24 protein-coding genes are annotated in these 22,071 nt (G+C 62.4%); 8 read left to right on the forward strand and 16 right to left on the reverse strand.

Annotated elements, in window-relative coordinates:
• Positions 1-63 precede the first annotated feature (63 nt).
• The 4 genes from WOB96_RS13160 to WOB96_RS13175 form a co-directional block, all read right to left on the reverse strand.
• A complete protein-coding gene (locus WOB96_RS13160; RefSeq protein ID WP_341371756.1) occupies positions 64-822 on the reverse strand; it encodes a hypothetical protein in 759 nt (252 codons plus the stop codon).
• A 143-nt stretch (positions 823-965) separates the two neighbouring features.
• Complete coding sequence (locus tag WOB96_RS13165) at positions 966-1,433, reverse strand: DUF2269 family protein (protein WP_341371757.1); 468 nt, start codon at positions 1,431-1,433, stop codon at positions 966-968.
• The gene (locus tag WOB96_RS13170) at positions 1,433-2,716 is read right to left on the reverse strand and encodes an NAD(P)H-binding protein (RefSeq protein WP_341371758.1); all 1,284 of its coding nucleotides are present in this window, start codon (positions 2,714-2,716) and stop codon (positions 1,433-1,435) included. Before WOB96_RS13170 ends, WOB96_RS13165 begins: the two co-directional genes overlap by 1 nt.
• Positions 2,717-2,749: 33 nt before the next feature.
• Positions 2,750-3,679 carry an MBL fold metallo-hydrolase gene (locus WOB96_RS13175; protein ID WP_341371759.1) on the reverse strand — a complete coding sequence of 310 codons (930 nt, stop codon included), beginning with the start codon at positions 3,677-3,679 and terminating at the stop codon, positions 2,750-2,752.
• 226 nt (positions 3,680-3,905) lie between these two features.
• On the opposite strand from WOB96_RS13175, the gene metE reads away from it, so the two are divergent.
• A complete protein-coding gene (metE, locus tag WOB96_RS13180; RefSeq protein ID WP_341371760.1) occupies positions 3,906-6,248 on the forward strand; it encodes a 5-methyltetrahydropteroyltriglutamate--homocysteine S-methyltransferase in 2,343 nt (780 codons plus the stop codon).
• 43 nt (positions 6,249-6,291) lie between these two features.
• Here metE and WOB96_RS13185 read toward each other — a convergent pair whose 3' ends face one another.
• The 7 genes from WOB96_RS13185 to WOB96_RS13215 form a co-directional block, all read right to left on the reverse strand.
• On the reverse strand, positions 6,292-6,921 hold the full coding sequence (locus tag WOB96_RS13185; protein WP_341371761.1) for a transglycosylase SLT domain-containing protein: 630 nt from the start codon (positions 6,919-6,921) through the stop codon (positions 6,292-6,294).
• 160 nt (positions 6,922-7,081) lie between these two features.
• Entirely contained in the window at positions 7,082-7,480 is a 399-nt protein-coding gene (locus tag WOB96_RS13190; protein WP_341371762.1) for a ClpXP protease specificity-enhancing factor, read from the reverse strand.
• A gap of 77 nt (positions 7,481-7,557) precedes the next feature.
• The gene (locus WOB96_RS13195; protein ID WP_341371763.1) at positions 7,558-8,481 is read right to left on the reverse strand and encodes a sigma-70 family RNA polymerase sigma factor; all 924 of its coding nucleotides are present in this window, start codon (positions 8,479-8,481) and stop codon (positions 7,558-7,560) included.
• Positions 8,482-8,816: 335 nt separating this feature from the next.
• Positions 8,817-9,479 (reverse strand): ABC-type transport auxiliary lipoprotein family protein, encoded by a 663-nt coding sequence (locus WOB96_RS13200; protein WP_341371764.1) that lies wholly within the window; start codon positions 9,477-9,479, stop codon positions 8,817-8,819.
• Positions 9,476-10,429, reverse strand: coding sequence for an MlaD family protein (locus WOB96_RS13205; RefSeq protein ID WP_341371765.1), 954 nt, complete (start codon positions 10,427-10,429; stop codon positions 9,476-9,478). Before WOB96_RS13205 ends, WOB96_RS13200 begins: the two co-directional genes overlap by 4 nt.
• Complete coding sequence (locus WOB96_RS13210) at positions 10,430-11,227, reverse strand: ABC transporter ATP-binding protein (protein ID WP_341371766.1); 798 nt, start codon at positions 11,225-11,227, stop codon at positions 10,430-10,432.
• Positions 11,227-12,372: an MlaE family ABC transporter permease gene (locus WOB96_RS13215; RefSeq protein WP_341371767.1), complete on the reverse strand. Its 1,146-nt coding sequence runs from the start codon at positions 12,370-12,372 to the stop codon at positions 11,227-11,229. Before WOB96_RS13215 ends, WOB96_RS13210 begins: the two co-directional genes overlap by 1 nt.
• Positions 12,373-12,495: 123 nt before the next feature.
• On the opposite strand from WOB96_RS13215, the gene WOB96_RS13220 reads away from it, so the two are divergent.
• From WOB96_RS13220 to WOB96_RS13230, 3 genes are all read left to right on the forward strand, one after another.
• The gene (locus WOB96_RS13220; RefSeq protein WP_341371768.1) at positions 12,496-12,984 is read left to right on the forward strand and encodes an LEA/WHy family protein; all 489 of its coding nucleotides are present in this window, start codon (positions 12,496-12,498) and stop codon (positions 12,982-12,984) included.
• A 126-nt stretch (positions 12,985-13,110) separates the two neighbouring features.
• Positions 13,111-14,130, forward strand: coding sequence for an HlyD family secretion protein (locus WOB96_RS13225; protein ID WP_341371769.1), 1,020 nt, complete (start codon positions 13,111-13,113; stop codon positions 14,128-14,130).
• The gene (locus WOB96_RS13230) at positions 14,127-15,680 is read left to right on the forward strand and encodes a DHA2 family efflux MFS transporter permease subunit (protein WP_341371770.1); all 1,554 of its coding nucleotides are present in this window, start codon (positions 14,127-14,129) and stop codon (positions 15,678-15,680) included. Before WOB96_RS13225 ends, WOB96_RS13230 begins: the two co-directional genes overlap by 4 nt.
• Before the next feature lie 7 nt (positions 15,681-15,687).
• On the opposite strand, the gene WOB96_RS13235 is transcribed toward WOB96_RS13230, so the two are convergent.
• Together WOB96_RS13235 and WOB96_RS13240 are read right to left on the reverse strand one after the other, a co-directional pair.
• Positions 15,688-16,215 (reverse strand): Slp family lipoprotein, encoded by a 528-nt coding sequence (locus WOB96_RS13235; protein WP_341371771.1) that lies wholly within the window; start codon positions 16,213-16,215, stop codon positions 15,688-15,690.
• Positions 16,216-16,220: 5 nt separating this feature from the next.
• Positions 16,221-16,739 carry a Slp family lipoprotein gene (locus WOB96_RS13240; RefSeq protein WP_341371772.1) on the reverse strand — a complete coding sequence of 173 codons (519 nt, stop codon included), beginning with the start codon at positions 16,737-16,739 and terminating at the stop codon, positions 16,221-16,223.
• 182 nt (positions 16,740-16,921) lie between these two features.
• On the opposite strand from WOB96_RS13240, the gene WOB96_RS13245 reads away from it, so the two are divergent.
• Positions 16,922-17,497, forward strand: a complete 576-nt coding sequence (locus WOB96_RS13245) for a hypothetical protein (protein ID WP_341371773.1) — start codon at positions 16,922-16,924, stop codon at positions 17,495-17,497.
• A 27-nt stretch (positions 17,498-17,524) separates the two neighbouring features.
• Here the strand turns inward: WOB96_RS13245 and WOB96_RS13250 are convergent, their stop codons facing one another.
• Positions 17,525-17,893 (reverse strand): hypothetical protein, encoded by a 369-nt coding sequence (locus WOB96_RS13250; protein WP_341371774.1) that lies wholly within the window; start codon positions 17,891-17,893, stop codon positions 17,525-17,527.
• 98 nt (positions 17,894-17,991) lie between these two features.
• Between WOB96_RS13250 and mpl the strand changes: the two genes are divergently transcribed.
• The 3 genes from mpl to WOB96_RS13265 are packed head-to-tail and all read left to right on the forward strand — an operon-like array spanning position 17,992 to position 20,338.
• The gene (gene mpl / locus WOB96_RS13255; RefSeq protein ID WP_341371775.1) at positions 17,992-19,350 is read left to right on the forward strand and encodes a UDP-N-acetylmuramate:L-alanyl-gamma-D-glutamyl-meso-diaminopimelate ligase; all 1,359 of its coding nucleotides are present in this window, start codon (positions 17,992-17,994) and stop codon (positions 19,348-19,350) included.
• On the forward strand, positions 19,347-19,961 hold the full coding sequence (locus WOB96_RS13260) for a flavin prenyltransferase UbiX (RefSeq protein ID WP_341371776.1): 615 nt from the start codon (positions 19,347-19,349) through the stop codon (positions 19,959-19,961). Before mpl ends, WOB96_RS13260 begins: the two co-directional genes overlap by 4 nt.
• Positions 19,962-20,020: 59 nt before the next feature.
• Positions 20,021-20,338 carry a PepSY domain-containing protein gene (locus WOB96_RS13265; RefSeq protein WP_341371777.1) on the forward strand — a complete coding sequence of 106 codons (318 nt, stop codon included), beginning with the start codon at positions 20,021-20,023 and terminating at the stop codon, positions 20,336-20,338.
• 70 nt (positions 20,339-20,408) lie between these two features.
• Here WOB96_RS13265 and rdgB read toward each other — a convergent pair whose 3' ends face one another.
• Both rdgB and rph read right to left on the reverse strand, forming a co-directional pair.
• Complete coding sequence (rdgB, locus tag WOB96_RS13270) at positions 20,409-21,029, reverse strand: RdgB/HAM1 family non-canonical purine NTP pyrophosphatase (protein ID WP_341371778.1); 621 nt, start codon at positions 21,027-21,029, stop codon at positions 20,409-20,411.
• The gene (gene rph / locus WOB96_RS13275; RefSeq protein WP_341371779.1) at positions 21,030-21,749 is read right to left on the reverse strand and encodes a ribonuclease PH; all 720 of its coding nucleotides are present in this window, start codon (positions 21,747-21,749) and stop codon (positions 21,030-21,032) included. It lies immediately after the preceding gene.
• Between the last annotated feature and the right edge of the window lie 322 nt (positions 21,750-22,071).

The raw sequence follows: 22,071 nt of genomic DNA on the forward strand, positions 1-22,071 counted from the left end.
GCCCAAATAAAAAATCGGTGGAAGCGAATCCGCTTCCACCGATACCAGTCGATTTGAAGAAGGTCAGCTGCCGCCGCCGGAGGCACCACCAGTCGTGCTGCCGCCCATGCCGGAGCTGCCACCGGATCCGCCACCCATTCCTCCGGCAGAGCCGCCGCCCATGTCGCTACCAGAAGAACTGCCCATGCCGGAGCTGCCACCAGAAGCGCCACCCATGCCTCCGGAAGAGCCATCCATGCCGGAGCTTCCGGCAGACCCGCTGGAACCAGAGCCGCTACCCCCGGCCGAGCCGCCGCCCGTATTGCGATCATTGGAACCCATGCTCAGCATGATCCTGTCCTGGCCGAGGGCGCCAACTTTCATATTCGGTTGTTCAAGGCTGCTCGAACCGCCACCAACTCCCCCGCCCGAGGCGCCCCCGGTACTGCCACCGGAAGTCGCATCACCCGAGCCTCCGCTACTGCCACCGGTGCTGCCTGAGTCCGAGCCACCCGAGGTCGTGCTGCCACCGGCGCCAGAGGCACTATCGGCTCCGCCGGAAGAGCTGCCCGTGGCCCCGTCACTTTCGGTCGGGGAGGAGCCAGTGCTGGTCCCGCCCATGCTGCCGGTGCTGCCGCCCATGCTGGAGCTTCCAGCCGAGCCGCTGGTGTCTGAACCCCCGGTGCCGCTGGCAGACTCCGTACTACCTGTCTCACTGCTGTAGGACTGACTGCCCGAACTCTTGCTGCCTGCTTCGGAGCTGCCCGTGGCATGCGCCAGAGTGGCGCCACCAAAGGTCAACGAAGCAATCAGGGCTGCCAAAAGCGTGTTGCGCTTGTTCATGGTCCATCTCCTGTGTGGTGTAAGTCAGCTTTCTGCAAGGCATCCCGATGTGCGGTAGGACCAGGATGCCTTTACTCCGACCCCTCTGTCCCACGAGAGTTGCTGGTCCTAGGTCCAGCGTCGGATATAGGCCCGGTTCGCGCTCAAGCGTATGGTTTAAAAACCATCAGGAAAATGACCGTGGTGATGGCCAGGAAGGCGGGAATCCCAAGCCAGAACCAGATGCGGGCCATCTGGTGATAGCGCTCGGGCAGGGGGGTGTCAGTCGCCAGGGCATGGCAGGCCATGTCGCGCATCCGGATCTGGAGCCAGACTACCGGCAGCCAGCACAAGCCCGCGATGACGAAGAGCAACAGGGACAGCCAAAGCCAGGTCTGGCTGAGGGGATAGCCCGCCAGGTGTGCCAGATAGAGCCCGGTGGCGGGCTGGATGATGACGGTTGGGGCAGTGAAGAGCCAGTCTGCCAGCACCACATGCCTTGAGGTGATGGCTATGTTGCGCAGGTCGCCATTGCGGTCGGCCATGTACTTGTAAAAGGCGCTGCCAAGACCCGTGCCAAACAGCAGGAAGGCGCTGAGTATGTGAATGGTCTTGACCAGTGCGTATTCCATCAGCGCTTCTCCAGGGCCATCATCACCAGGGTGGCGGTAATCATCGGCAGATTCTTCAGGAGTGGCCCATAGGGATGCAGCCAGAATTCCGGTAGTGCTATGGCGATGATCACCGAAAAGGTGAGCATGACCAGGATTTGCAGCAGGGCAATGCCTTGCAGGTGATAGCGAAACAGGAGCGCCAGCCCGAGCACGAGATCCAGCAACGCCGCGCCATAAAGCGCAATGCTGGCGGGAATGCCATGCAGGCCGGTACGCGCCAGCAGGGCATGGCTATCCGCAATCGGATAAATGCCCAGCGAGAGCAGGCCGGTGATGATCCAGACCAGGGCCAGTGACAAGCGCAGCAGCGGTTTGAGGAAGAAGAGCCGAGCGTGCCAGCGTTCTGCCTCGGTGGCAGCCCCAGGAGGAAAGGCTTGTTGCAGGCTGCGTGGCTTCACACCAGTGCGCTCGACCCAAGCAGCAGGCGAGGCGGTATTGCCGCGCAGCAGCATGCTGATGCCGTCGGCATTGACGGGCGCCACGCCAAGCCGCCCAAGGAGGTCTGCGCCCGGACGCGCCAGCGCCAGCGGGGTGGTGAGCATAGGGGCCGGTCGGTCGCCCAGCCAGGCGCGCAGGATCTCCAAGAGTCGTCGGAAAGTGACGGGTTCGGGGCCCACGGCTGGCAGGCGAGTGTGCAAGGGCTTGCGGGACTCGACCAGCCGCTGGATGCCCCGGCAGAGATCCTCGACATGGATGGGCTGTACTTGCTGTTCGCCGTTTCCGACCAGCGGGATGAGGGGCAGGGCGGCGATGGCCTTGAAAAAGCCCATGCTGGCCTCACCGGGGCCGTAAACGATGGAGGGATAGATGATGGCCCAGTCCAGCGAGCTGCTGGCGAGCTGGTCATCAGCGGCCTTCTTGCTCAGGTGAAAGGCAGTGCTCGCCTGCGCATCGGCGCCAAGCGCCGAGATCTGGATGACCCGCCGCACGCCTGCGGTTTGGCAGGCGCGAAACAGGGCAATGGGGGCATCCCGATGTACTGCCATGAAGTTTTGCTTGCCGCGTTCCTCGAAGATGCCGGTCGCATTGATGACGACATCCATGCCAGCCACGCGGGGCTGCCAGACCGCCGGATCATGATCGGTGGCGAAGTCGGCGGCAATCGCCCGCAGGCCGGGTATGGTCTGTTGCAGCTTCGCCGGATTGCGGGTGGAGCCGGTGACTTCGTGGCCGGCATCGAGCAAATGCCGGACCAGGTGTTTTCCAATGAAGCCGCTGGCGCCAGTGACCAGAACGCGCATGCATGCACCTCCCGCTGGCTTGCCGAGCAGCGCCTAGAAGTTTGCTGCCTCGACCTCCAGGTAGATCCGGTTAATGGTGGGACCCATCTGCTCATCGAAGTTCTTCAACTTTTTCCAGTCGGACAGATCCAGTTTCTGGCGGATCTCGGTATCGGTCAGGCCCTCCTTGTAACCGGCTTCGACACCCTCATACAGACTGGCCATGCGGGCATGCATGGCGGTCAGATCCGCTGGGCGCGCCAATGGGCCGTGTCCGGGGATGATGGTGCGCGCGGGCAGCTTTTGTGCTTCGTCCAGGGTGGCTATCCAGTTTTTGGCGTTGGCATCCCGGAAATTGGGGACGATGTCATTGACCATGACATCGCCGGCAATCAGCACCTTGTCTTCGGGCAGGTAGACCATCAGGTCGCCCGGGGTGTGTGAGCCCTTAGGCACGATGAAGACCATTTTCACGCCATCGATGGTCTTTTCGGTGCGCCCAGGTCCCGGATAGGTCTGGGTGGCGGGCACGGGTTTGGTGTTGGGAAACTTGCGGCCCACGGCGTTCTCGACGATGCCCACCCATTCTGCGCCCGTCGTCTCGACCAGTTCCCTGGCCTTTTCCGAGCTGGTGATGTCTGTCTTGCCAAAGGCGACATTGCCGAGGACATGATCACCGTGATGATGGGTGTTGATGATGTGCCTGACTGGCTTGTCGGTGATGCCCTGAATGGTCTTGTTCAGGTGCCTGCCGATCTCGTCGGTAAAGCCGGTATCCACCAGAATGACGCCAGTCTTGCCGATGATCACGGCGCTGTTGACCATGTAGCCCTGATTTTCGGGGCTGGGCAGCCCCAGGGGGCCGAGCAGGGCATAGACGCGCTCGTTGACCTTGACGACCTCGGGCTTGGGAAGGTCACTGGCGGCAATTGCGCTGGTGATGCCGAGCATGCAAAGCAGAAGCAGATTGATCAGGCGGTTCATGGCGGACCTCCGGTGGCTTCGGGCCTGTGGCCCAAGGGTGTATGCAATGAGTATAGAACCATTTCAGGGCAAAAAATCTGCCTTGGGTCCGGGAGAAGAAATCCTGTTCAGCCCGTCAGGCTTTGTATCATGAAAAAAATGAATGTTCATCAGTATGGATATCAGTTTGATGAATCCATGTGTCTGACCCACACTGTGCGTAGCTCAATCAGTTGAAGGAGGATTCATGAGCATCGCACACAATCTGGGTTTCCCACGCATCGGCCTGAAACGGGAGCTGAAGAAGGCCCTGGAAAGTTTCTGGAAAGGCGGGATCAATGAGGATGCATTGCTGGCCACTGCGCGAGAGCTGCGCCAGCGACATTGGCACCTGCAGCAGGAAGCCGGGATGGATCTGATCCCGGTCGGGGATTTTTCCTTCTATGACCACATGCTCGATATGACGGCCCTCTTGGGCGCCGTGCCCGCGCGCTACGGCTTTTCAGGTGAGATGGTGGATCTGGAGACCTATTTCGCCATGGCCCGCGGCAGCCAGACTCAGCCGGCCATGGAAATGACCAAGTGGTTCGACACCAATTATCATTATATCGTGCCGGAATTCACGGCGGATATGCGCTTCAGGCTGTCTGGCAAGGCAATCTTCGAGGTGGTGGACGAGGCGAAAACGCTTGGCATTCGCCCCAAGCCGGTACTGGTCGGACCCATCACCTATCTCTGGCTTGGCAAGGAGAAGCGGGCTGTGCAGGATGGTGGCGAGGCAACTCACGCGGCTGGCTGTTGTACGGGTGCTTCCCGGGCGGCGGATGCCGGCTTCAGCCGCCTGGAGCTGCTGAAGCATGTGCTGCCCGTCTATGCCGAGTTGCTGGCCCGGCTCAAGGCCCAGGGCGTCGAATGGGTGCAGCTTGACGAACCCGCTTTGGTGCTGGATCTGCCCCCCGAATGGCTGGCGGCCGTGAATACGGCCTACCAGGCCCTGGCCACTGCGGATGCACCGCAGATCCTGCTGACTACTTACTTCGAGTCGGTGGCCGATCAGGCCGATTCGCTCAAGTGTTTGCCGGTCGCCGGTCTGCACCTGGATCTGCGGCGCGCGCCTGATCAGCTCGATGCCTTCCTGCGTGATTATCCGGCGGACAAGGTGCTGTCGCTGGGTGTGGTGGATGGCCGCAACATCTGGCGCACCGACCTCGATGCCGCCCTGGCGCTGCTCGGCAAGGCGCGGGATGACCTGGGTGAGCGGCTCTGGATCGCACCCTCCTGCAGCCTGATTCATTGCCCGGTGGATCTGGCGCAGGAGCGCGCCCTGGACCCGGAGCTCAGGTCCTGGATGGCCTTTGCCGTACAGAAGCTCGAAGAGCTGAATATCCTCAAGACCGCGTTGAATGCCGGGCCCGAGGCGGTGAGGGCGCAACTGGCCGAGTCCCGCGCAGCACTTGAGAGTCGTCGCCACTCCCCGCGCATCCACAATCCTGCCGTAAGCGCCCGGGTTGCCGCATTGCAGCCGGCAGATGCGCAACGCAATCAGCCTTTCCCGCAGCGTCGCGCCGCCCAGCGCCAGCGCTTCAAGCTGCCGGCCCTGCCGACCACCACCATCGGCAGCTTTCCGCAGACGCGCGAGATCCGCCAGGCCCGGCTCAACTTCAAAAAGGGCGAGATCGATGCCGCTGAGTACGAAAGCATCATGCGCCAGGAGATCGTGCATGCGGTGCGCGAGCAGGAGCGGCTGGGGCTTGACGTGCTGGTGCATGGCGAGGCCGAGCGCAACGACATGGTGGAATATTTCGGCGAGCAACTAAGGGGCTTTGCCTTCACCCAGGCAGGCTGGGTGCAGAGCTATGGCTCCCGCTACGTCAAGCCGCCGGTCATCTTCGGGGATGTCTCGCGGCCCCGGCCGATGACACTCGACTGGACGCTTCATGCCCAGTCGCTCACGGAAAAACCCATGAAAGGCATGCTGACCGGGCCGGTCACCATCCTGCAGTGGTCTTTCGTGCGGGATGACCAGCCCAGACGCGATACGGCGACCCAGATCGCCTGCGCCATCCGCGATGAGGTGACTGATCTGGCCAGGGCCGGTATCGGCATTATCCAGATCGATGAACCTGCCCTGCGCGAGGGATTGCCGCTCAAGGCGCGGGACTGGGATGCTTATCTGGCATGGGCGACGCGGGCCTTCCGGATTGCCGCCAGCGGGGTGGACGATGACGTGCAGATCCATACGCACATGTGCTACGCCGAGTTCAACGACATCCTGCCGGCCATTGCCAGCATGGATGCCGATGTGATCACGATCGAGACATCACGCTCCGCCATGGAACTGCTGGATGCCTTCGGCGTCTTTGAATATCCCAATGAGATCGGGCCGGGTGTTTATGACATCCATTCGCCGCGCGTCCCAGGCGTGGAGGAGATGGTGCGCTTGCTGGAAAAGGCCGCCACGGTCATCCCCGCGGACCGGCTCTGGGTGAATCCGGACTGCGGACTCAAGACGCGCAGCTGGGAGGAGGTTGGGCCGGCGCTGGCCAACATGCTGGCTGCGACGCAACAGGTCCGGGCCAGGTTGGCTTGAATGCGAAAGGGCCCCGACTGGGGCCCTTACTTGTAGGATTGGCTTACATGCTGGCGCGGTAGCGTTCGTAGAAATTCAGGACCTTGGGTACATAGTGCACGGTTTCGGCATAGGGCGGCACCTTGCCGTATTTCTGCACCGCCCCTTCGCCGGCATTGTAGGCGGCGACCGCCAGGCGCATGTCGTTGTTGAACATGCGCAACAGGTCCTTGAGATAGCGGGTGCCGGCCTGGATGTTTTCCCAGGGATCCATCAGGTTCATGGCGCCATAGCGGGCCGCCGTGGCCGGCATGAGCTGCATCAGGCCGCGCGCGCCCTTGGGGGAGATGGCATTGGCGTTGTAGCCAGATTCGGCGCTGATCACGGCATGCACCAGGGCCTTGTCCACCTGATAGGTGCGGCTGGCATCCTCGATCATCTGTTCGTACTGGGCGCGGCGGGCAAGGCTCGGGAGGCGGTAGCCGCCAGATGGGCTTTTCACGCCGGGTTGCGGATGGGTCTTGGGGGTACGCAGGTAGAGCTTGTACTGGCCGTTCTGCCGGACATTGCTGATATGCAGCACGCCGTCTTCATCGGTATAGGTATAGATATCGGCCTGGGCCGGCTGGATGGTGGTACAGCAGAGCAATGCGGCGAAGCTCAGGGCGGATGTAAACAGGTGCCGGTTTTTCATGCGTTGTTCGGACTTCCTGGTGGGCAGTGATCGCTGCATCGAACGGTGCTGCAAGATCTCTGCCAGCATTGATGTTGGGCAACAATGATGAGGATGTGACAAAAAATGTCAAGCCCATCATTCCTGGTGGGGACTTGTGACAAGAACCGTCAGTGCAGAGCTACTTGACCACGCGCAGCCCGGGGCGGCGCGGCGGGGGCGTTCCCGCTTCATCCTCGGAGGCCGGGGGCGGCGTATCTGTGGGGGGGGTGAGATCGAAGACCAGGCCTTCCTGCGTCTCGGCGGCAAAGATCGCCGCGACCGCGGCAACCGGTACCTCGACTTTCATGGGGCGGCCGCCGAAACGGGCCATGAAGCTAATCCAGTCATTCGTCATGACCAGGCCGTGAGTGGCGCGTGGTGCGATGTTCAGGGTGATCCGGCCCTCCTGGGAGTAGCCGGTCGGGATCTGGATGCCGGGATAGGCCACCGAGGCAACCAGATGCGGGGTGTGGTTCTCTTCAAGGCACCATTCGTAAATGGCGCGCAACAGGTAGGGTTTGGCGCTAGGCGGCAGCATGCATTCTCCTCAGGCTTGCCAAAGGATACTGCATCCTGCCGGATTTTTCAGCATCTCCTGGGGCATGTGCAGGCGGCTTAGCCTTCGATGCCGGCCCAGCCCGCGGTCTCCAGGGACTGGCGCAGGCAGCGCAGGGCGCGCACCTGCAGTTGCCGCACGGCCTCGCGGCTGGTGCCCACTTCGGTGGCCACTTCTTCCAGGGTCATGGGCTCGCCGCTCAGCAGACCGAAACGCAGCACGATGACTTCCCGCTGCTTACTGCTCAGGTCTTTCAGGCACTTGCGGATGGTCTTGCGGACCCGCTCCTCATCCAGGGCGCCTTCCGGTGCCAGGGTATCGGCAACCAAGTTGTCCAGAAAGGAATGCTCATTGTTTTCACCCTGGGGGGCGTCCAGCGAAAAGACCTGGATGTCGGCCGCCGCATCAAGCGCATCCTGCTTTGGGCTGGTGCTGGTGCTGGTGCTGGTGCTGGTGCTGGTCGCACGCGCTTCCTGTTCCCGGCGTTCTTCCGCCTGCTTGCGGGCGTGCAGGGACTTGGCCAGATAGTCCGGCAGACGAATGATGCGGGAGCGGATCAGTGAGCGCTGCATGCCTTCCCGGATCCAGAAGGTGGCGTAGCTCGACAGGCGGGTTCCCATGTCCGGGCAGAAGCGGTCGACGCCACGGATCAGGCCGATGTTGCCTTCCTGAATGAGATCGTTGATCGGCAGCCCCTTGTTGCTGTAGCCCCGGGCAATGCCGATCACCAGAGGGAGGTGGCTTTCGACCAGCTGCTTGCGGGCTTCCTCGTCGCCTTCGCGGGCGCGCGCCACCAGGCTCTGTTCTTCTTCCCAGCTCAGGAAGGTCGTGCGTTTTCCGCTGAGGTAGCTGGCGGGGATGCGCGTGTGGTCCTTCTCTTCTTCCTCTTGCTTGGCTTCAGGTTCGGCGCTGTGACCCGTGTAGCTGAGGGGGAAATCGTGGAAGGAATCGTTGGCGTAATCCGACAAAAGCATGCTATCCATGGCGCGGTCCTGATGGTTGGCTATCAGCAAGTTTCGAAGTCATGCCCGCAAGGGCTGCATGGCTTCACGGTGCAACTCTCTACACTTAGCTAATAGCAATTTGCGCACCAGGTGCTGTGATGCAGGAGATATAAGGGGATTGGCGAGGGAATGGTGTAGATGGGTGACAAAAAGTGTCAGTGCGGCGTGTCAAAAAACCGTTGTCTGTCTTGGTTTTGTCGGGCTGGTTTGGTGAAGATCTAGGCTGATAGTGACAGGTGATTGACGCTGCAGGCGTGGTCCAACTGTGTATGTCCCTTTGGCCTTAGATAGTGTCAAGTTAATGACGCATTCGTTCAGGTTTGGTCGGGGCCGGGCTGTGGTCGGAGCTGCTCGGGCCCCAGGTCTGCCAGCCAGCCATTCACCGCTTCAACCAGTATGGCACTGGCCTGATCCAGTGCAATCACGCCGCCCCGGGCGTCGGCGCTGGGGGCCTGCACTTCCTGCTCGAATACCTGCTGGGCCACCACCCGCTGACTTGCCAGCTCCACCAGGGTCAGGCGCGCCCGTACATGGCCGAAGCTGGTGTCGGGGCTCTGGAACACCTGGCTGAAGTCTTCCAGGGTCACTCTCAGGGCATAGTCCACCCGGGCGCCATCCTCGGGACCAAGCACGGCCTTGAACAATCCGCTCGCGGCGAGATAGGCATGCAGACGCTGGGTCAGCAGTTCGGCGGCAGGTCCTACCCAGCGGCTTCTGGCATAGGGTTGCAGGACGCGGCCATCCCGGTAGGCCAGGCGGTAGTAGAGCGAGGGATTCTGGAACCAGCTCGGGGCCTCGGCGGTGGAGACCAGCAGGACCACAGGAAAACGCTTCTGGCCGGTCGGCCGGGCGGATGGCTGCAGGCCGCTCAGCGAGTATTCACGCACCATCGTCGCCTCTGCGGGCGGCCGGATGGAGGTGCAACCCTGGATCAGGCACGTCGTGGCGAGCAGCGCGGTCAACAGCGGATATCTCATGGGGTGGCTTCCTTGGGCGCTGGGGGGACGAAGCCATTTTCGCCGGGCCCGGGGGCGGCTGGCCGGCGACCGAAGATCAGGCTCTGTGGGCGTTGCTGTAGATCGTTGACGAATCGATCGAGGCTTTCGCTGGTGCGCGTCAGCGAGTTCATCAGGGTATGCAGCTCGGGCAGGGTGGTGTTGCTGATGTGTTGTCCGATCTGCTTTCCGGTCTGCCCAAGGCTGGAGAAGGACTGGCTGGCTTCGCCGATCTGCTCGACCTGCGCCTGGGCGGAGCGGGTCAGCGCCCGCATGTCCTGCACCAGTTGTCGGGTTTCGCTGACGGTGCGTTCCGAGCTGTCGATCAGTTGCGGCAGTTCCTGCAGGCTGGGATTCAGGGCTGCCTGCATGTCTGACACATCCTGGGTGATGGTCTCGATATTGGCCAGGATATTGTTGATGTGGGCCTGGTTTTCGGGGCCGCCGAGCTGGTTCATCTTGTCGACCAGCTGGTTCAGTCGTACCAGAAGCGTCTGGCCCAGGGAGCCGAACTCCGCCAGGAAGGATTGCCTCATCGGGATCTCGGCCGGAGTGTTCCCGTTCGTGGCGAGCAGCTTTCCACCCGGCCCGGATTCCGCCAGTTCCACATAGGAAAGGCCGGTGACGCCCTGGAAATTCAGCTGGGCGAAGGTCTTGGTGGTGATAGGGGCGTCCGGGTCCACCGCAATGCGGATGCGGATGAGTCCGGGGCGCCGGGAAGCAAAGCCGATTTCATCGACGATGCCGATCTGCACGCCCCGGTACTTTACCGGGGCCTGCACGCTCAGTCCGGTCACCGCATAGGGTGTCAGTATGTCATAGGGGACACGTTGCGGCCCGCGCTGGGAGATCCAGTAGGCGGCCAGCGCCAGGATGATGCCGAGCAGCAGGATGAAAACTCCGGCGATCAGCGCATGTGCGCGATTTTCCATTTAGCTGTCCTTCTGCTGGTGAGGGTGCGCAAGACAGTTCAGGACCCGGTCACCGCGTTTGCCATGAAAGAATTCCCGGATGAAGGGGTGTTTCACCCGGGCCACCGCATCCAGGGTGTCCACCGCGAGAAAGTGCTTGTCGGCAAGCACCGCAACCCGGTCACAGGCCGTCGCCAGGGAATCCAGATCGTGCGTGATCATGACTACCGTCAGCCCAAGCGCGTTTTTCAGATCCATGATGAGCTGGTCAAAGTCGTTCGCGGCAACCGGGTCCAGCCCGGAGGTCGGCTCGTCCAGGAACAACAGTTCGGCCTCCATTACCAAGGCGCGTGCCAGTGCAACACGCTTGATCATCCCGCCGCTGAGTTCCGAGGGCATCTTGCAGGCGTCACTGGGTTGGAGTCCGACCAGGCCGAGCTTGAGCATCACCAGATCGCGGATGCTGGTTTCGTCCAGGGCCTTGATCTCCCGCAGGGGAAAGGCGACGTTCTCGAACACGGTAAAGGCACTGAACAGCGCACCCTGCTGGAACAGCACGCCCCAGCGGCGCCCCAGGCAGCGCTGGCTACCGGCGCCCGGGGAGCCGAGCTGCTCGCCAAGGATGCAGATCTCGCCGCGCGCGGGCTGCATCAGACCCAGCAATTCGCGCAGGAAGGTGGTCTTGCCGCTGCCACTGCCGCCAACAATGCCAAGTATCTCCCCGCGCTGCACCGTCAGGTCAAGATCCTGATGGATGACCCGCTTGCCAAAGCAGGTCCACAGCCCCCTGACTTTCACGGCAACTGGCGAGGAGGACATCAGCTTAACCCGACATCGGCCAGCAGATAGGCCAATACCGCATCGATGAGGATCACCAGGGTGATGGCAGTGACCACGGCGTTGGTGGTCTCGCGGCTCAGGCTTTCGGTGTTGGGTTTGACGCGTAGGCCATAAAAGCTGGATACCAGCGCGATGATGATGCCAAACAGCATGCCTTTGCCCACCCCGATCCAGAGATTGATAGTTGGCACGGCATTGGGAAACAGGGAAAGGAAGGCATTGTAACTGATGCCGAGCTGGGTCTTGGATACGACCATGCCGCCCAGCAGGGCAATGATGTCGGCCCAGAGCACCAGCAGGGGCAGGGCAATGGCCAGGGCAACAACCTTGGGGATGACCAGGCGGCGCAGGGGCGAGACGCCAAAGGTCTGCAGGGCGTCGATTTCCTGGGTGACGCGCATGACCCCAAGCTGGGCGGTGAAGGCCGAACCGCTGCGACCGGCAATGATCACGGCCGCCATCATGGGCCCCAGTTCCCGCAGGATGCTCAGGCCGAGCAGATTGACGATGAAGACATTGGCGCCATAGGCAGCCAGGGTCAGGGCGGACTGATAGCTGATCACCACGCCGATGGACAGCCCGACGAGACCGATGATGCCGAGTGCCTGGGGACCGCTCTTGTAGAGCGTGGCGGAGCTTTCGCGCCAGGGGATGCGGCTGGGGTGGCGCAGCAGGTCCAGCAGGGTCAGGACGATCTCGCCTAAAAATGTCAATGCTTCCAGGATGAGGCGGCCCAGCCGGAGGCCATGCATGCCGACATTTTCCAACGGCGTGCGCCAGCTTGCTTGTCGGGCTGGAAAGGGAGAGACCTTCGGCAGGGCCTCAAGTCGCTCAAAGAGGGTGCGCTGCTCATCCGTGAGTGTCAGGCCGGCAGGCATGTGCTCTCCCCAGACGCGCCACAGCAGCAGGGCTCCAGCGGAATCCATGGCCTCTGTTTCGCGCAGGTCCCAGCGGCTCAGCCTGCCCAGCCCGCGCAGCGTTGTCCGTAAATGGCTGAACTCGGTGCCGATGGCCAGCAAGGTCCAGGAACCCCGCAAGGTGATGCGCTGCTCGCCCTGCGCCCGATCTGGATCGATCTGCCAGACGGGCTTGCGGGTAGCTGCAATGTCGTTTTCGTTCTGCATGCCCGAATGCTAGCATGGCCCGCTGAGTTTGTAGTATCCCCCCGGATCGACGCGCCCCGGTCCGGTCAGCCAGGGCGGGCCTCCAGCGTTTCTGAATTACTGCATACTGATCGGGAGCCATTCATGCGCATCGTCAATCGTATTTTCCTCGTCTCCCTGCTGGCCCTGCTCGGCGCTTGCGCCAGCCTGTCCGGGCTGGAGGAACCACGCGTCAGTCTGGCGGATCTGCAGTTGAAGGACGCCAATTTGTTTTCCCAGACATTCCTGGTGGGCCTGCGGGTGGAAAATCCCAATCCATTCGGCGTGAAGCTCAATGCCGCGGAGGTGAACATCGATCTGGACGGTCAGCATTTTGCGCGTGGTCTGAGCAATCAGGGCGTCGATCTGCCGGGTTATGGCACGAGTCTGGTCATGGTCGATGTCAGCACCAGCATGCTGGGTTTGGCACAGCAGCTTTTGAACCTGCCCGCACGCCAGCGCCTGCCTTATGAAATCAGCGGCACCCTGCACCTGAGCCGTGGGGCGGGTCTTGCCATCCCCTTCCGTCAGAAGGGTGAACTGGACTGGAACATGCTTGGCGCAAGCGGCGCCCGACCGGCGCAGCAGCCCTGATGTTCCTGGCGCCGGTCGGCATCCGGAGCGGTCCTTCCCCCGGAGGGGCTTGCAATGGGGGATGCGAGAGGCATAGACTTTGCCCTGACCGGACGGTCAGTAAGTGTCTATTCATCTGGAGCGGACATGCGGGCCAGGCGCTGGATCAAATTGGGGTTGGCGGCAATCGTGTCTTTGATTGCCGCCGGATACTTTTATCACTACACCCGGGAGCAGACGCGTCATCCCGCCACTGATGACGCCTATGTCGGGGCAGATGTCACGCGCATCGCCCCGCGTGTCGGTGGCCCGGTGCTCAGGCTGGCGGTCCAGGAAAACCAGCGGGTTCGCCGTGGCCAGTTGCTCTTCAGCATCGATCCGGCGCCCTACCAGCTTGCCGTGGAGCAGGCCGAGGCGGCCCTGAACACCACCCGCCAGAGCTACAGTGAGGCGGAGGCGGCCCTGCAGGCGGCCGAGGCGCAATTGGCCCAGAGCCGGGTGCAGGCTGCCAACGCGGCGCGCAATGCCGCGCGCGTGCATCAACTGGCCTTGCAGCAATATCTGTCACGCGCCCAGGACGATGATGCCCGGACTGCCGCGCGGGCTGCCGCGGTGGCGGTGCGCACGGCAGCCGCACGGGTGGCGCAGGCCCGACAGGCTCTGGCGGGAACCGGTCCAGAAGCGCAGCAACGCCAGCGTGAGGCGGCACTCAAGCAGGCGCGCCTCGACCTTGGCTACACCAGGGTGTATGCCCCTACGGATGGTGTCATTGCCGGGCTGACGCTGCGGCCAGGGGCCGTGGTGAGTGCTGCCCAGCCGGTCTTTGCCATCGTCAATGACCACGATGTCTGGGTGGACGCCAACTACAAGGAAACGGCCATCCACCGCATTCGCCCGGGGCAGGTCGCCGACATTCACTTGGACATCTATCCGGACCGGGACTTCCGCGGGGTGGTGGAAAGCCTCAGTGGCGGCAGTGGCGCGGCCTTTTCGCTGCTGCCACCTGAAAATGCCACTGGCAACTGGGTGAAGGTGGTGCAACGCGTGCCGGTGCGCGTCCATCTGGTCAATCCGGATTCGCACCTGCCCCTGCCCATCGGCACCAGCGCCAGCGTCAGCATCGATACCGGACCGCTGGCCAGACCCTGGTTCTGGCCCTGGCCATGAGCACGGCGGCTGCCCCGGCTGCGGCTCAACTGCCGCAGGGCAGCGAGCGCATCCTGATCAGCATCGCGGTGATGCTGGCCACGGTGATGCAGGTGCTCGACATGACTATCGTGAATGTCGCGCTGCCGCACATGATGGGTTCCCTGAGCGCGAGTGCCGACCAGATCACCTGGGTATTGACCAGCTATCTGGTGGCCGCCGCCATCTTCACGCCCCTGACCGGTTATTTAACCAATCGGCTGGGGCAGAAGCGTTTCCTGCTGATCAGCATCACCGGTTTCATCAGTGCCAGCGTGCTCTGCGGGCTGGCTCAGAATCTCACTGAAATCGTGCTGTTTCGACTGCTCCAGGGCATTTTCGGCGCGCCCCTGGTGCCGCTGTCGCAGTCGATCATGTCCAATACCTTTCCGCCAGAGCAGCGTGGGCGCGCCATGGCCTTCTGGGGCATGGGCGTGATGGCCGGGCCGATCATGGGGCCGACCCTGGGCGGTTATCTGACCGAAGCCATCAACTGGCGCTGGGTCTTTCTCATCAATCTGCCGGTGGGGCTGCTGTCCTTGTTCATGGTGCTGCGCTACATCCGGGACACGCCCCGGCGCACGGTGCCCACCGACTGGACCGGGCTCGGGCTGATGGCGCTTGGCATCGGCGCCATGCAGATCGTGCTCGACCGCGGCAATCAGGAAGACTGGTTCAGCTCGTACTTCATCCTGTCGATGGCGCTGCTCAGCGGCCTGTCGCTGGTCACCTTTGTGCTGCGGGGCTGGAACAATCCCCATAACATCGTCAACCTCAAGCTCTTCAAGGACCGCAATTTCGCCACTGCCACTGTGATGATGGGCGTGTTCGGTCTTGGCCTGTTCGGCACGGTGGCGCTCCAGCCGCTGCTCTTGCAGGAATTGCTCGGCTATCCGGTGTTGACCAGCGGTCTGGTGATCGCGCCGCGCGGGATTGCCACCATGTTCAGCATGCTGGTGGTTTCGCGCCTGATCGTGCGCTTCGACCCGCGCATCATCATCGGCACGGGCATGATCATCGCCGGCCTTGGTACCTATTACATGACCTACTACAGTCTGGATATCGATATCTGGTGGGTGGTCTGGCCCGGGTTGCTACAGGGACTTGGGCTTGGCTTCATCTTCGTGCCGCTGTCCGCCATGGCCCTGGAAACCATCCCGCGGCAGGCCGCTGCCGAGGCCGCCGGCCTTTTCAGCCTGTTTCGCACCGTGGGCAGCGCGGTGGGAATCTCCGTGGCCACCACCGTGCTGTCACGCCAGAACCAGGTGACCTGGAACGAGATCGGGGCCCATGTGCAGCCCTTTAATCCGGCCCTGGCAGCCTGGCTGGATCATATGCACATGAGCCTGGAGGACCCGCAGACCCTGGCGCTGCTGGGCCAGCAGGTCGCGGCGCAGGCACGGATGCTGGCCTTCGTGGACGTGTTCTGGATGATTGCCCTGAGCTTCGTGGTCATGCTGCCCTTTCTGCTGGTCATGCGCCGGCCTGCGCATCAGCAGCGGGGGCGCGTTGAAGCGCCGGTCATGGAATAGGATCCTACTACAGGCCGATCCCGACGCCCACGCCAAAGTGAAAGGGCGAGCCGCGATAGCTGCTTTCGGTTTCCCTGGGCCAGAGATGCAGTTGCTGCGCCTGCACGACCGGATAGCGATAGCTGGCCTCGCCAATGCTTGCCTGGCGTACGCCACTGATGCTGCCGACCACGCTCACCTGGCGCCCCGGAGCATAGTCGGCCGTTTCGAGATAGCCATTTTGCTGGATGATGAAGCGCCCCAGCGAGGCTTTGCCCGTTTCCGGTTGCGTGGTCCGGGCATCGAGCGGGTAGGCCAGGATCGTCAGTTCGGTCATCCCGGCGAGATTCTGGCTGCTGATGATCTGTCCTCCCCAGACCACGCGCTTGCCCTGCTGTGCCTGCGGATTCGACAGTACCTGGGCCGGCGTGACATTCCGGTCCGCGCCTTCCAGGCTGGCGCCCTTGAAAGGTGCCGAGGCGCAGGCGCCGAGTGCCAATGACAAGGCGAGCAGTGCGATGGATGCCGCCCGTTGGGAAAGGGCTGTATTTTTCATGTTGGTCACCAGTAGTAGGGCCAGGGACGATAAGGCCAGGGACCCCAGAAGGGATCATAGAAAGGGTCATGATAGGGATAGCCGTAGTCCGGTTCCAGCCGTTTCGGCCAGAGATGGACGTGATCCGCGGCAATCCGGGGGAATGTGTAGGGGAATTCGCCAATCCTGCGCGTTTCCGGGGCCTGCAGGGTGCCGGTGACCGTGACCTCCCGGCCCTTGGCGTAGACCGCCGGATCCAGAAAGCCCGGTGTGCAGGCAATGAAGCGTCCCTGGCTCTGATCCGTTTCCTCTGGCCGGCTGGTTTCATCCAGCGGGCGGCTGACGATCTCAAGGCAGGTGTCTGCCTGGCGCGGATGGGTGTTTTCGATGCTGCCGCCCCAGCGCACCCGTTGTCCGATTCCCTGCCCGCTCTGGGCCGCCTGCAATGACACCTCTGCGAAATTGCCACTTTTCAAGGGGGCCGGCGTCGTGGCGCAGGCTCCCAGCAGGACCGAAACCGCAAGAAGCAGATAATGCCGGCGCATGGTGTTCTCCACTTTTCTCATCCAGATTTTAGACCCTGGATTCTGGGGCTTCGTTCTGTCATGCCGTTCTGGCCTCCGGGACCTTTCGTTTGGCATATGATATATGTAGCTTATATGAAACCTGGTCTGAAGCGGGCAGTCCCCGGGCAGGCCGTGCAAGCACCCAATATCAGGACAGAAGGATGGATGATCTCAGTTTTGCCAAGCTGGCTGACATCGATGATGCCTATATCCGCCGCATCGAGACCCTGGTCATGGGTTACGCTGAACCTGTCCACTCACCCCAGTACGCCACCGACTGGGAGGATACGGAAAAGCTGATCTCGCGTCTGGCCGATCTGGGAGTCGGCGTGCGCATGGAGTTCGTCGCCACGGAGAAAAAGACAGGCTTTCATGCCTATCTCGACTGGCAGGATCCGGTCAGCCTGGAATGGCAGACCGTCGAAGTCGAAGAGGATACGGCGCCAGCGGCCATTACGCGTGCCGCCTTGATCTGGCATTACACCCAGGAAATGGCGGCTGCCAATGCCAGTCCGCCGGATGTCTGGTCCTACTTTGAAGTGCTCGAACGCATTGGCATCGTGCGCGATCTGTTGCAGCGTTCCCTGGAAGAGCATCCGGTGCTGCAGCAGGAAGCTGAAATGAACGGCCTGTTGCAGGACGTGCAGGAAAAGCTCAACAGTCTCTTCGAAATGGCCGGTCAGAGTCTCGATAAACAGTTTGAGGGTGGACGACCGGGGCGGGGGGCCATGCACTGAAACGGCCTGGCCCCCTGCGATCCTCTCTCAGCGATGCCAGCCGCCGTTATAAGCCTGATAAGGGCGATCTTCCCAGCGCCGGTCTTGGTCATGGCGAGCCCGGGCAATGTTCCGGCTGACCTGTTCATGGCGCGCATTCAGGATATGGCGCTCCCGGCCATCGATGTGGCCGTCCCGGCCGAAATGCCGTTCCGCAGCATGTAGCCGGGCCATTTCGCCACCAATGTGGCGGCGCTCCTGATGGCTGATCTGGCCACGTTCGATGCCTTCATGAAAACGATGCTCCAGGCTGGTATGACGAGGTTGGTGACGGAAGTCGTCGTGACCGGCAAAGGCGGGAATGGCACTGCCCAGGGTCAGGGCGGCGAAGGCTGGAATTAGCAAAAGCTTGCGCATAGTCTATCTCCTCGGGTTTTGGCGGGTTCATGTCCCGCTGTGAGTACAACGGGTTTTCCGGGTTGCCGTTTACACGGCGGTCCTTTGAGGAATTGACGATGCATATCCACATTCTCGGCATCTGCGGCACCTTTATGGGCGGCATTGCCGTGCTGGCGCAACAGGCCGGTCACCGGGTCACGGGCTCGGATGTCAATGTCTACCCACCCATGAGCACCTATCTCGAAAGCCAGGACATCCAGCTTCTGAGCGGCTATCTCCCGGAAAACCTCTCGCCGAGGCCGGATCTGGTGGTGGTCGGCAATGCCATCTCGCGCGGCAATCCCGAGCTCGAGGCCGTGCTGAACCAGGGCCTGCCCTATGTCTCAGGCCCGGAGTGGCTGGCGCGGCACTACTTGCAGGACAAATGGGTACTGGCGGTTGCCGGCACGCATGGCAAGACCACGACCTCGAGCATGCTGGCCTGGGTGCTGGAGGACGCCGGACTCAATCCCGGCTTTCTGATTGGCGGTTTGCCGGCCAACTTCGGCGTTTCGGCCCGCAATACCGATACACCCTTCTTCGTGGTCGAGGCCGACGAATACGACACCGCCTTTTTCGACAAGCGCGCCAAGTTCGTGCATTACCGGCCACGCACCGCCATCCTCAACAATCTCGAATATGACCACGCCGACATCTATCCTGATCTGGCTGCCATCGAGACGCAGTTTCACCATCTGGTGCGCACCATTCCGGGCCAGGGCCTGATCGTAAGCAATGCCGAGGATGGCAATTTGCAGCGCGTGCTGGTGCGCGGCACCTGGACCCCGGTGGAGGGCTTTGGAGCGGGCGGCCAGTGGACGGCGGAGCTGATCGCTGCCGACGGCAGCCATTTCCGGGTCATGGAAAACGGCCGCATGGTGGGCGAGGTGCGCTGGGACATGCTCGGTAGGCACAATGTCCAGAACGCCCTGGCGGTGATCGCGGCGGCTCGCCATGCCGGGGTGCCGGTGGCGGCCAGTCTCGCCGCACTCGGGCGCTTCAGGAGTGTCAAGCGGCGCATGGAGCTGCGCGGTGAGGTGAATGGGGTGCGGGTGTATGACGACTTTGCCCATCACCCGACTGCCATCGAGACCACTCTGGCGGGCCTGCGTGCGCGGGTGGGTTCGGCGCGCATCCTGGCGGTGCTCGAGCCGCGCTCCAACACCATGAAGCTGGGCGTGCACAAGGCGAGCCTCGGGCCCTCACTGCAGTGTGCGGATCTAGCCTTCGTCTATGGCCCGGCGGAGCTTGGCTGGGATGTGGCCGGTAGTCTGGCGGGGCACGCGCTGGTTTTTGCTGATCTCGATGCCCTGCAGGACGCGATCCTTGATGAGGCAAGGCCGGGGGACCAGGTGCTGATCATGAGCAATGGCGGCTTTGGCGGCCTGCACGAGAAATTGCTCGGCGCCCTGCGCGCCCGCGTGGGTGAGGCGTGAACGGCAGGCCGATCGCGCTGGCCATCACCGGGGCCTCGGGAGCGCCCTATGCCCTGCGCCTGCTGGAACTTTTGATTGCGGTCGGCCGGCCGGTCTTCCTGATGGTTTCGGATGCCGGGCGTATCGTGATGAAGGAAGAGACCGGCCTGGAGCTGCCCCCGGACCCGGCCGCTACTGCCGGCCTGCTTGGGGAACGTTATGGCGCGGCACCAGGGCAGTTGCAGGTCTTTGCCAAGAATGACTGGTTCGCGCCGGTGGCCTCGGGCTCCAGCGCCCCGGAGGCCATGGTGATCTGTCCCTGCTCCGGCGGCACGCTCGCGGCGGTGGCGCACGGACTCTGCAATAACCTGCTGGAACGCGCCGCCGACGTGGTCATCAAGGAACAGCGCAAGCTCGTCATCGTGCCGCGCGAGGCGCCGGTCTCGGTGATCCATCTGGAGAACATGCTCAAGCTCGCGCGGCTGGGCGCGGTGATCCTGCCCGCCAGTCCGGGGTTCTATTACCGGCCCCAGGGCCTGGATGATCTGGTGGATTTCGTGGTGGCGCGCATCCTCGATCAGCTTGGGATCGAGACGGTGGTAAGCCGGCGCTGGGGCTTAAGCACGGGTTAAGCTGATCTTTCTAAACTCTTCTCATACCACCCATTGTGGGTGGACTTAAGGAGTGACTTATGAAGATCAGACTCAGTCAGCTGGTTTCCACCCTCAGCGTTGCCGCCGTTCTGGTTGGCAGCAGTGCTGTCGCCCAGGCCTATGATGGCCAGCAATATGAAAAAACAGCGCAGGTCAAGCTACAGGAAGCTCGCAAGATTGCCCTGAATGCCTACACCGGTAATATTGTTGCTGAAGAACTTGAGAAGGAGAAGGGCGGCAGTGGCTTGCGGTATTCCTTTGACATCCGGCGCGGCAAAGTAACCCAGGAGGTAGGGGTAGATGCCGCCACGGGCAAGGTGCTGGAGAACAAGGCCGAAGGCCCTAATCCGGATTAGCCCTTTATTGCGATACTTTGCTCCAATCTGGCCTGGCGCACTAGCGCCAGGTTTTTTTACGACTGGCGCTTTAGATACCGGGTTTGAGTTCGCCGGTCCGGAGTCTTTCCTGAAACAGTGACAGGAATCGCGCCACTGCCTGGCCGCGGTGGCTGACGCGGTTCTTGATGCCCGGTACCAGTTGCGCTGCACTGCAGCCATACTCCGGCACGAAAAACAGGGGGTCGTAGCCGAAGCCGCCCTCGCCCTGAGGTGAATCCAGGATGGTGCCGAACCAGCGTCCTTCTGCAAGCAGCGGTTCCTGGTCATTGGCATGACGCACGAAAGCCAGGGTGGCATGAAAGTGCGCCCCGCGCTTTCCGGCCGGGATGCCCATCAATGCCTGCAGCAATTTCTCGTTGTTGGCGCTGGCCCCCGCCCTGGGTCCGGCATACCTGGCGGAATAGATGCCCGGCGCGCCGTCGAGTGCGTCCACGCAGAGCCCGGAATCGTCGGCCAGTGCCGGCAGGCCCGCGCGGCGGCTGGCGTGGCGCGCCTTGATCAGGGCGTTTTCCGCGAAGGAAAGCCCGCTTTCGACCGCTTCGGAAACGCCGAAGTCGCTTTGCGGGCGCAGGCGGATGCCCAGTGGCGCGAGCAGTGGCGCGAGCTCGGCCACCTTGCCGGCGTTGCCGGTGGCCAGCACCAGTTCCATTCAGGTCATGCCCAGCGCGGTGCGCTGCTTGGCAATCAGGGTTTCGATGCCCTGGCGGGCCAGTTCGGTCATGGCCAGCAACTCATCATGGCTGAAGGCCTGCCCTTCGGCGGTGCCCTGCACTTCGATGTACTTGCCACTGCCGGTCATGACCACGTTCATGTCCACTTCCGCCTTGCTGTCCTCGGCATAGTCGAGATCCAGCACCGGCTGGCCGTTGACGATGCCCACCGAGACGGCGGCGAGGAAGTCGCGCAGGGGGGACTGGCGGATCAGGCCGCGCTGCTTGAGCACCATCAGGGCATCGGCCATGGCGACGAAGGCGCCGGTGATGCTGGCGGTGCGGGTGCCGCCATCGGCCTGGAGCACATCGCAGTCGATCCAGATGGTGCGGTCGCCGAGGGCTTCGAGATTGATGACGGAGCGCAGGGCGCGGCCGATGAGCCGCTGGATCTCGTGAGTGCGCCCACCCACGCGGCCCTGCGTGGACTCGCGGCTGCAGCGCTCACGCGTTGCGCGTGGCAGCATGCTGTATTCTGCCGTCAGCCAGCCCTGGTTCTTGCCGCGCAGGAAGGGCGGCACCTTCTCTTCCACGCTGGCGGTGCAAAGTACCTGGGTGTCGCCAAAGGCGATCAGCACGGATCCTTCCGCATGTTTGGTGAAATGGCGGGTGATCTGGATCTCGCGCAAGGCGTCTAAGGCTCGGCCGCTGGGTCGCATGGGCATTCTCCTGTTTCGGGACAGGCATTCTACGTGTTCGGGCCTGCCTTGTGAACCGCCAGCGCGCTTGCTGCTTCCAGGTGTATAATCGGTGGAGGTTTCGCATGCTTTGGCGTGGAGGTCTCATGGCCCAAAAGTTCCCCGTCCAGATCCGCCTTTCGGCGCATCCGGATTTCAGGCATTTCTTTGATTTGCAAGGTTTTCAGCCATAACATGCATGTCAATAGGGCAAAGGTGATCATTACAGCTGTCGGGCGACCGCTTATAGTGGCCATGTGGAAGAAGCTGTCTTGGGAGGCGGGGTGGATCTGCGACATCAATT

Origin of the sequence: Thermithiobacillus plumbiphilus, from assembly GCF_038070005.1 — a bacterium.
Lineage (GTDB): Bacteria > Pseudomonadota > Gammaproteobacteria > Acidithiobacillales > Thermithiobacillaceae > JBBPCO01.

Bases quoted from the DNA above. Each gene is read 5' to 3' on its own strand.
- WOB96_RS13220 (WP_341371768.1), top strand. From the start codon at position 12,496: ATGCGCATCGTCAATCGTATTTTCCTCGTCTCCCTGCTGGCCCTGCTC.
- WOB96_RS13200 (WP_341371764.1), bottom strand. From the start codon at position 9,479: ATGAGATATCCGCTGTTGACCGCGCTGCTCGCCACGACGTGCCTGATC.
- WOB96_RS13230 (WP_341371770.1), top strand. From the start codon at position 14,127: ATGAGCACGGCGGCTGCCCCGGCTGCGGCTCAACTGCCGCAGGGCAGC.
- WOB96_RS13190 (WP_341371762.1), bottom strand. From the start codon at position 7,480: ATGCTGCCGCCTAGCGCCAAACCCTACCTGTTGCGCGCCATTTACGAA.
- WOB96_RS13175 (WP_341371759.1), bottom strand. From the start codon at position 3,679: ATGAACCGCCTGATCAATCTGCTTCTGCTTTGCATGCTCGGCATCACC.
- WOB96_RS13205 (WP_341371765.1), bottom strand. From the start codon at position 10,429: ATGGAAAATCGCGCACATGCGCTGATCGCCGGAGTTTTCATCCTGCTG.
- WOB96_RS13160 (WP_341371756.1), bottom strand. From the start codon at position 822: ATGAACAAGCGCAACACGCTTTTGGCAGCCCTGATTGCTTCGTTGACC.
- WOB96_RS13240 (WP_341371772.1), bottom strand. From the start codon at position 16,739: ATGCGCCGGCATTATCTGCTTCTTGCGGTTTCGGTCCTGCTGGGAGCC.
- metE (WP_341371760.1), top strand. From the start codon at position 3,906: ATGAGCATCGCACACAATCTGGGTTTCCCACGCATCGGCCTGAAACGG.
- WOB96_RS13245 (WP_341371773.1), top strand. From the start codon at position 16,922: ATGGATGATCTCAGTTTTGCCAAGCTGGCTGACATCGATGATGCCTAT.
- WOB96_RS13235 (WP_341371771.1), bottom strand. From the start codon at position 16,215: ATGAAAAATACAGCCCTTTCCCAACGGGCGGCATCCATCGCACTGCTC.
- WOB96_RS13250 (WP_341371774.1), bottom strand. From the start codon at position 17,893: ATGCGCAAGCTTTTGCTAATTCCAGCCTTCGCCGCCCTGACCCTGGGC.
- WOB96_RS13195 (WP_341371763.1), bottom strand. From the start codon at position 8,481: ATGGATAGCATGCTTTTGTCGGATTACGCCAACGATTCCTTCCACGAT.
- WOB96_RS13265 (WP_341371777.1), top strand. From the start codon at position 20,021: ATGAAGATCAGACTCAGTCAGCTGGTTTCCACCCTCAGCGTTGCCGCC.
- WOB96_RS13210 (WP_341371766.1), bottom strand. From the start codon at position 11,227: ATGTCCTCCTCGCCAGTTGCCGTGAAAGTCAGGGGGCTGTGGACCTGC.
- WOB96_RS13215 (WP_341371767.1), bottom strand. From the start codon at position 12,372: ATGCAGAACGAAAACGACATTGCAGCTACCCGCAAGCCCGTCTGGCAG.
- rph (WP_341371779.1), bottom strand. From the start codon at position 21,749: ATGCGACCCAGCGGCCGAGCCTTAGACGCCTTGCGCGAGATCCAGATC.
- WOB96_RS13170 (WP_341371758.1), bottom strand. From the start codon at position 2,716: ATGCGCGTTCTGGTCACTGGCGCCAGCGGCTTCATTGGAAAACACCTG.
- WOB96_RS13225 (WP_341371769.1), top strand. From the start codon at position 13,111: ATGCGGGCCAGGCGCTGGATCAAATTGGGGTTGGCGGCAATCGTGTCT.
- rdgB (WP_341371778.1), bottom strand. From the start codon at position 21,029: ATGGAACTGGTGCTGGCCACCGGCAACGCCGGCAAGGTGGCCGAGCTC.
- mpl (WP_341371775.1), top strand. From the start codon at position 17,992: ATGCATATCCACATTCTCGGCATCTGCGGCACCTTTATGGGCGGCATT.
- WOB96_RS13185 (WP_341371761.1), bottom strand. From the start codon at position 6,921: ATGAAAAACCGGCACCTGTTTACATCCGCCCTGAGCTTCGCCGCATTG.
- WOB96_RS13165 (WP_341371757.1), bottom strand. From the start codon at position 1,433: ATGGAATACGCACTGGTCAAGACCATTCACATACTCAGCGCCTTCCTG.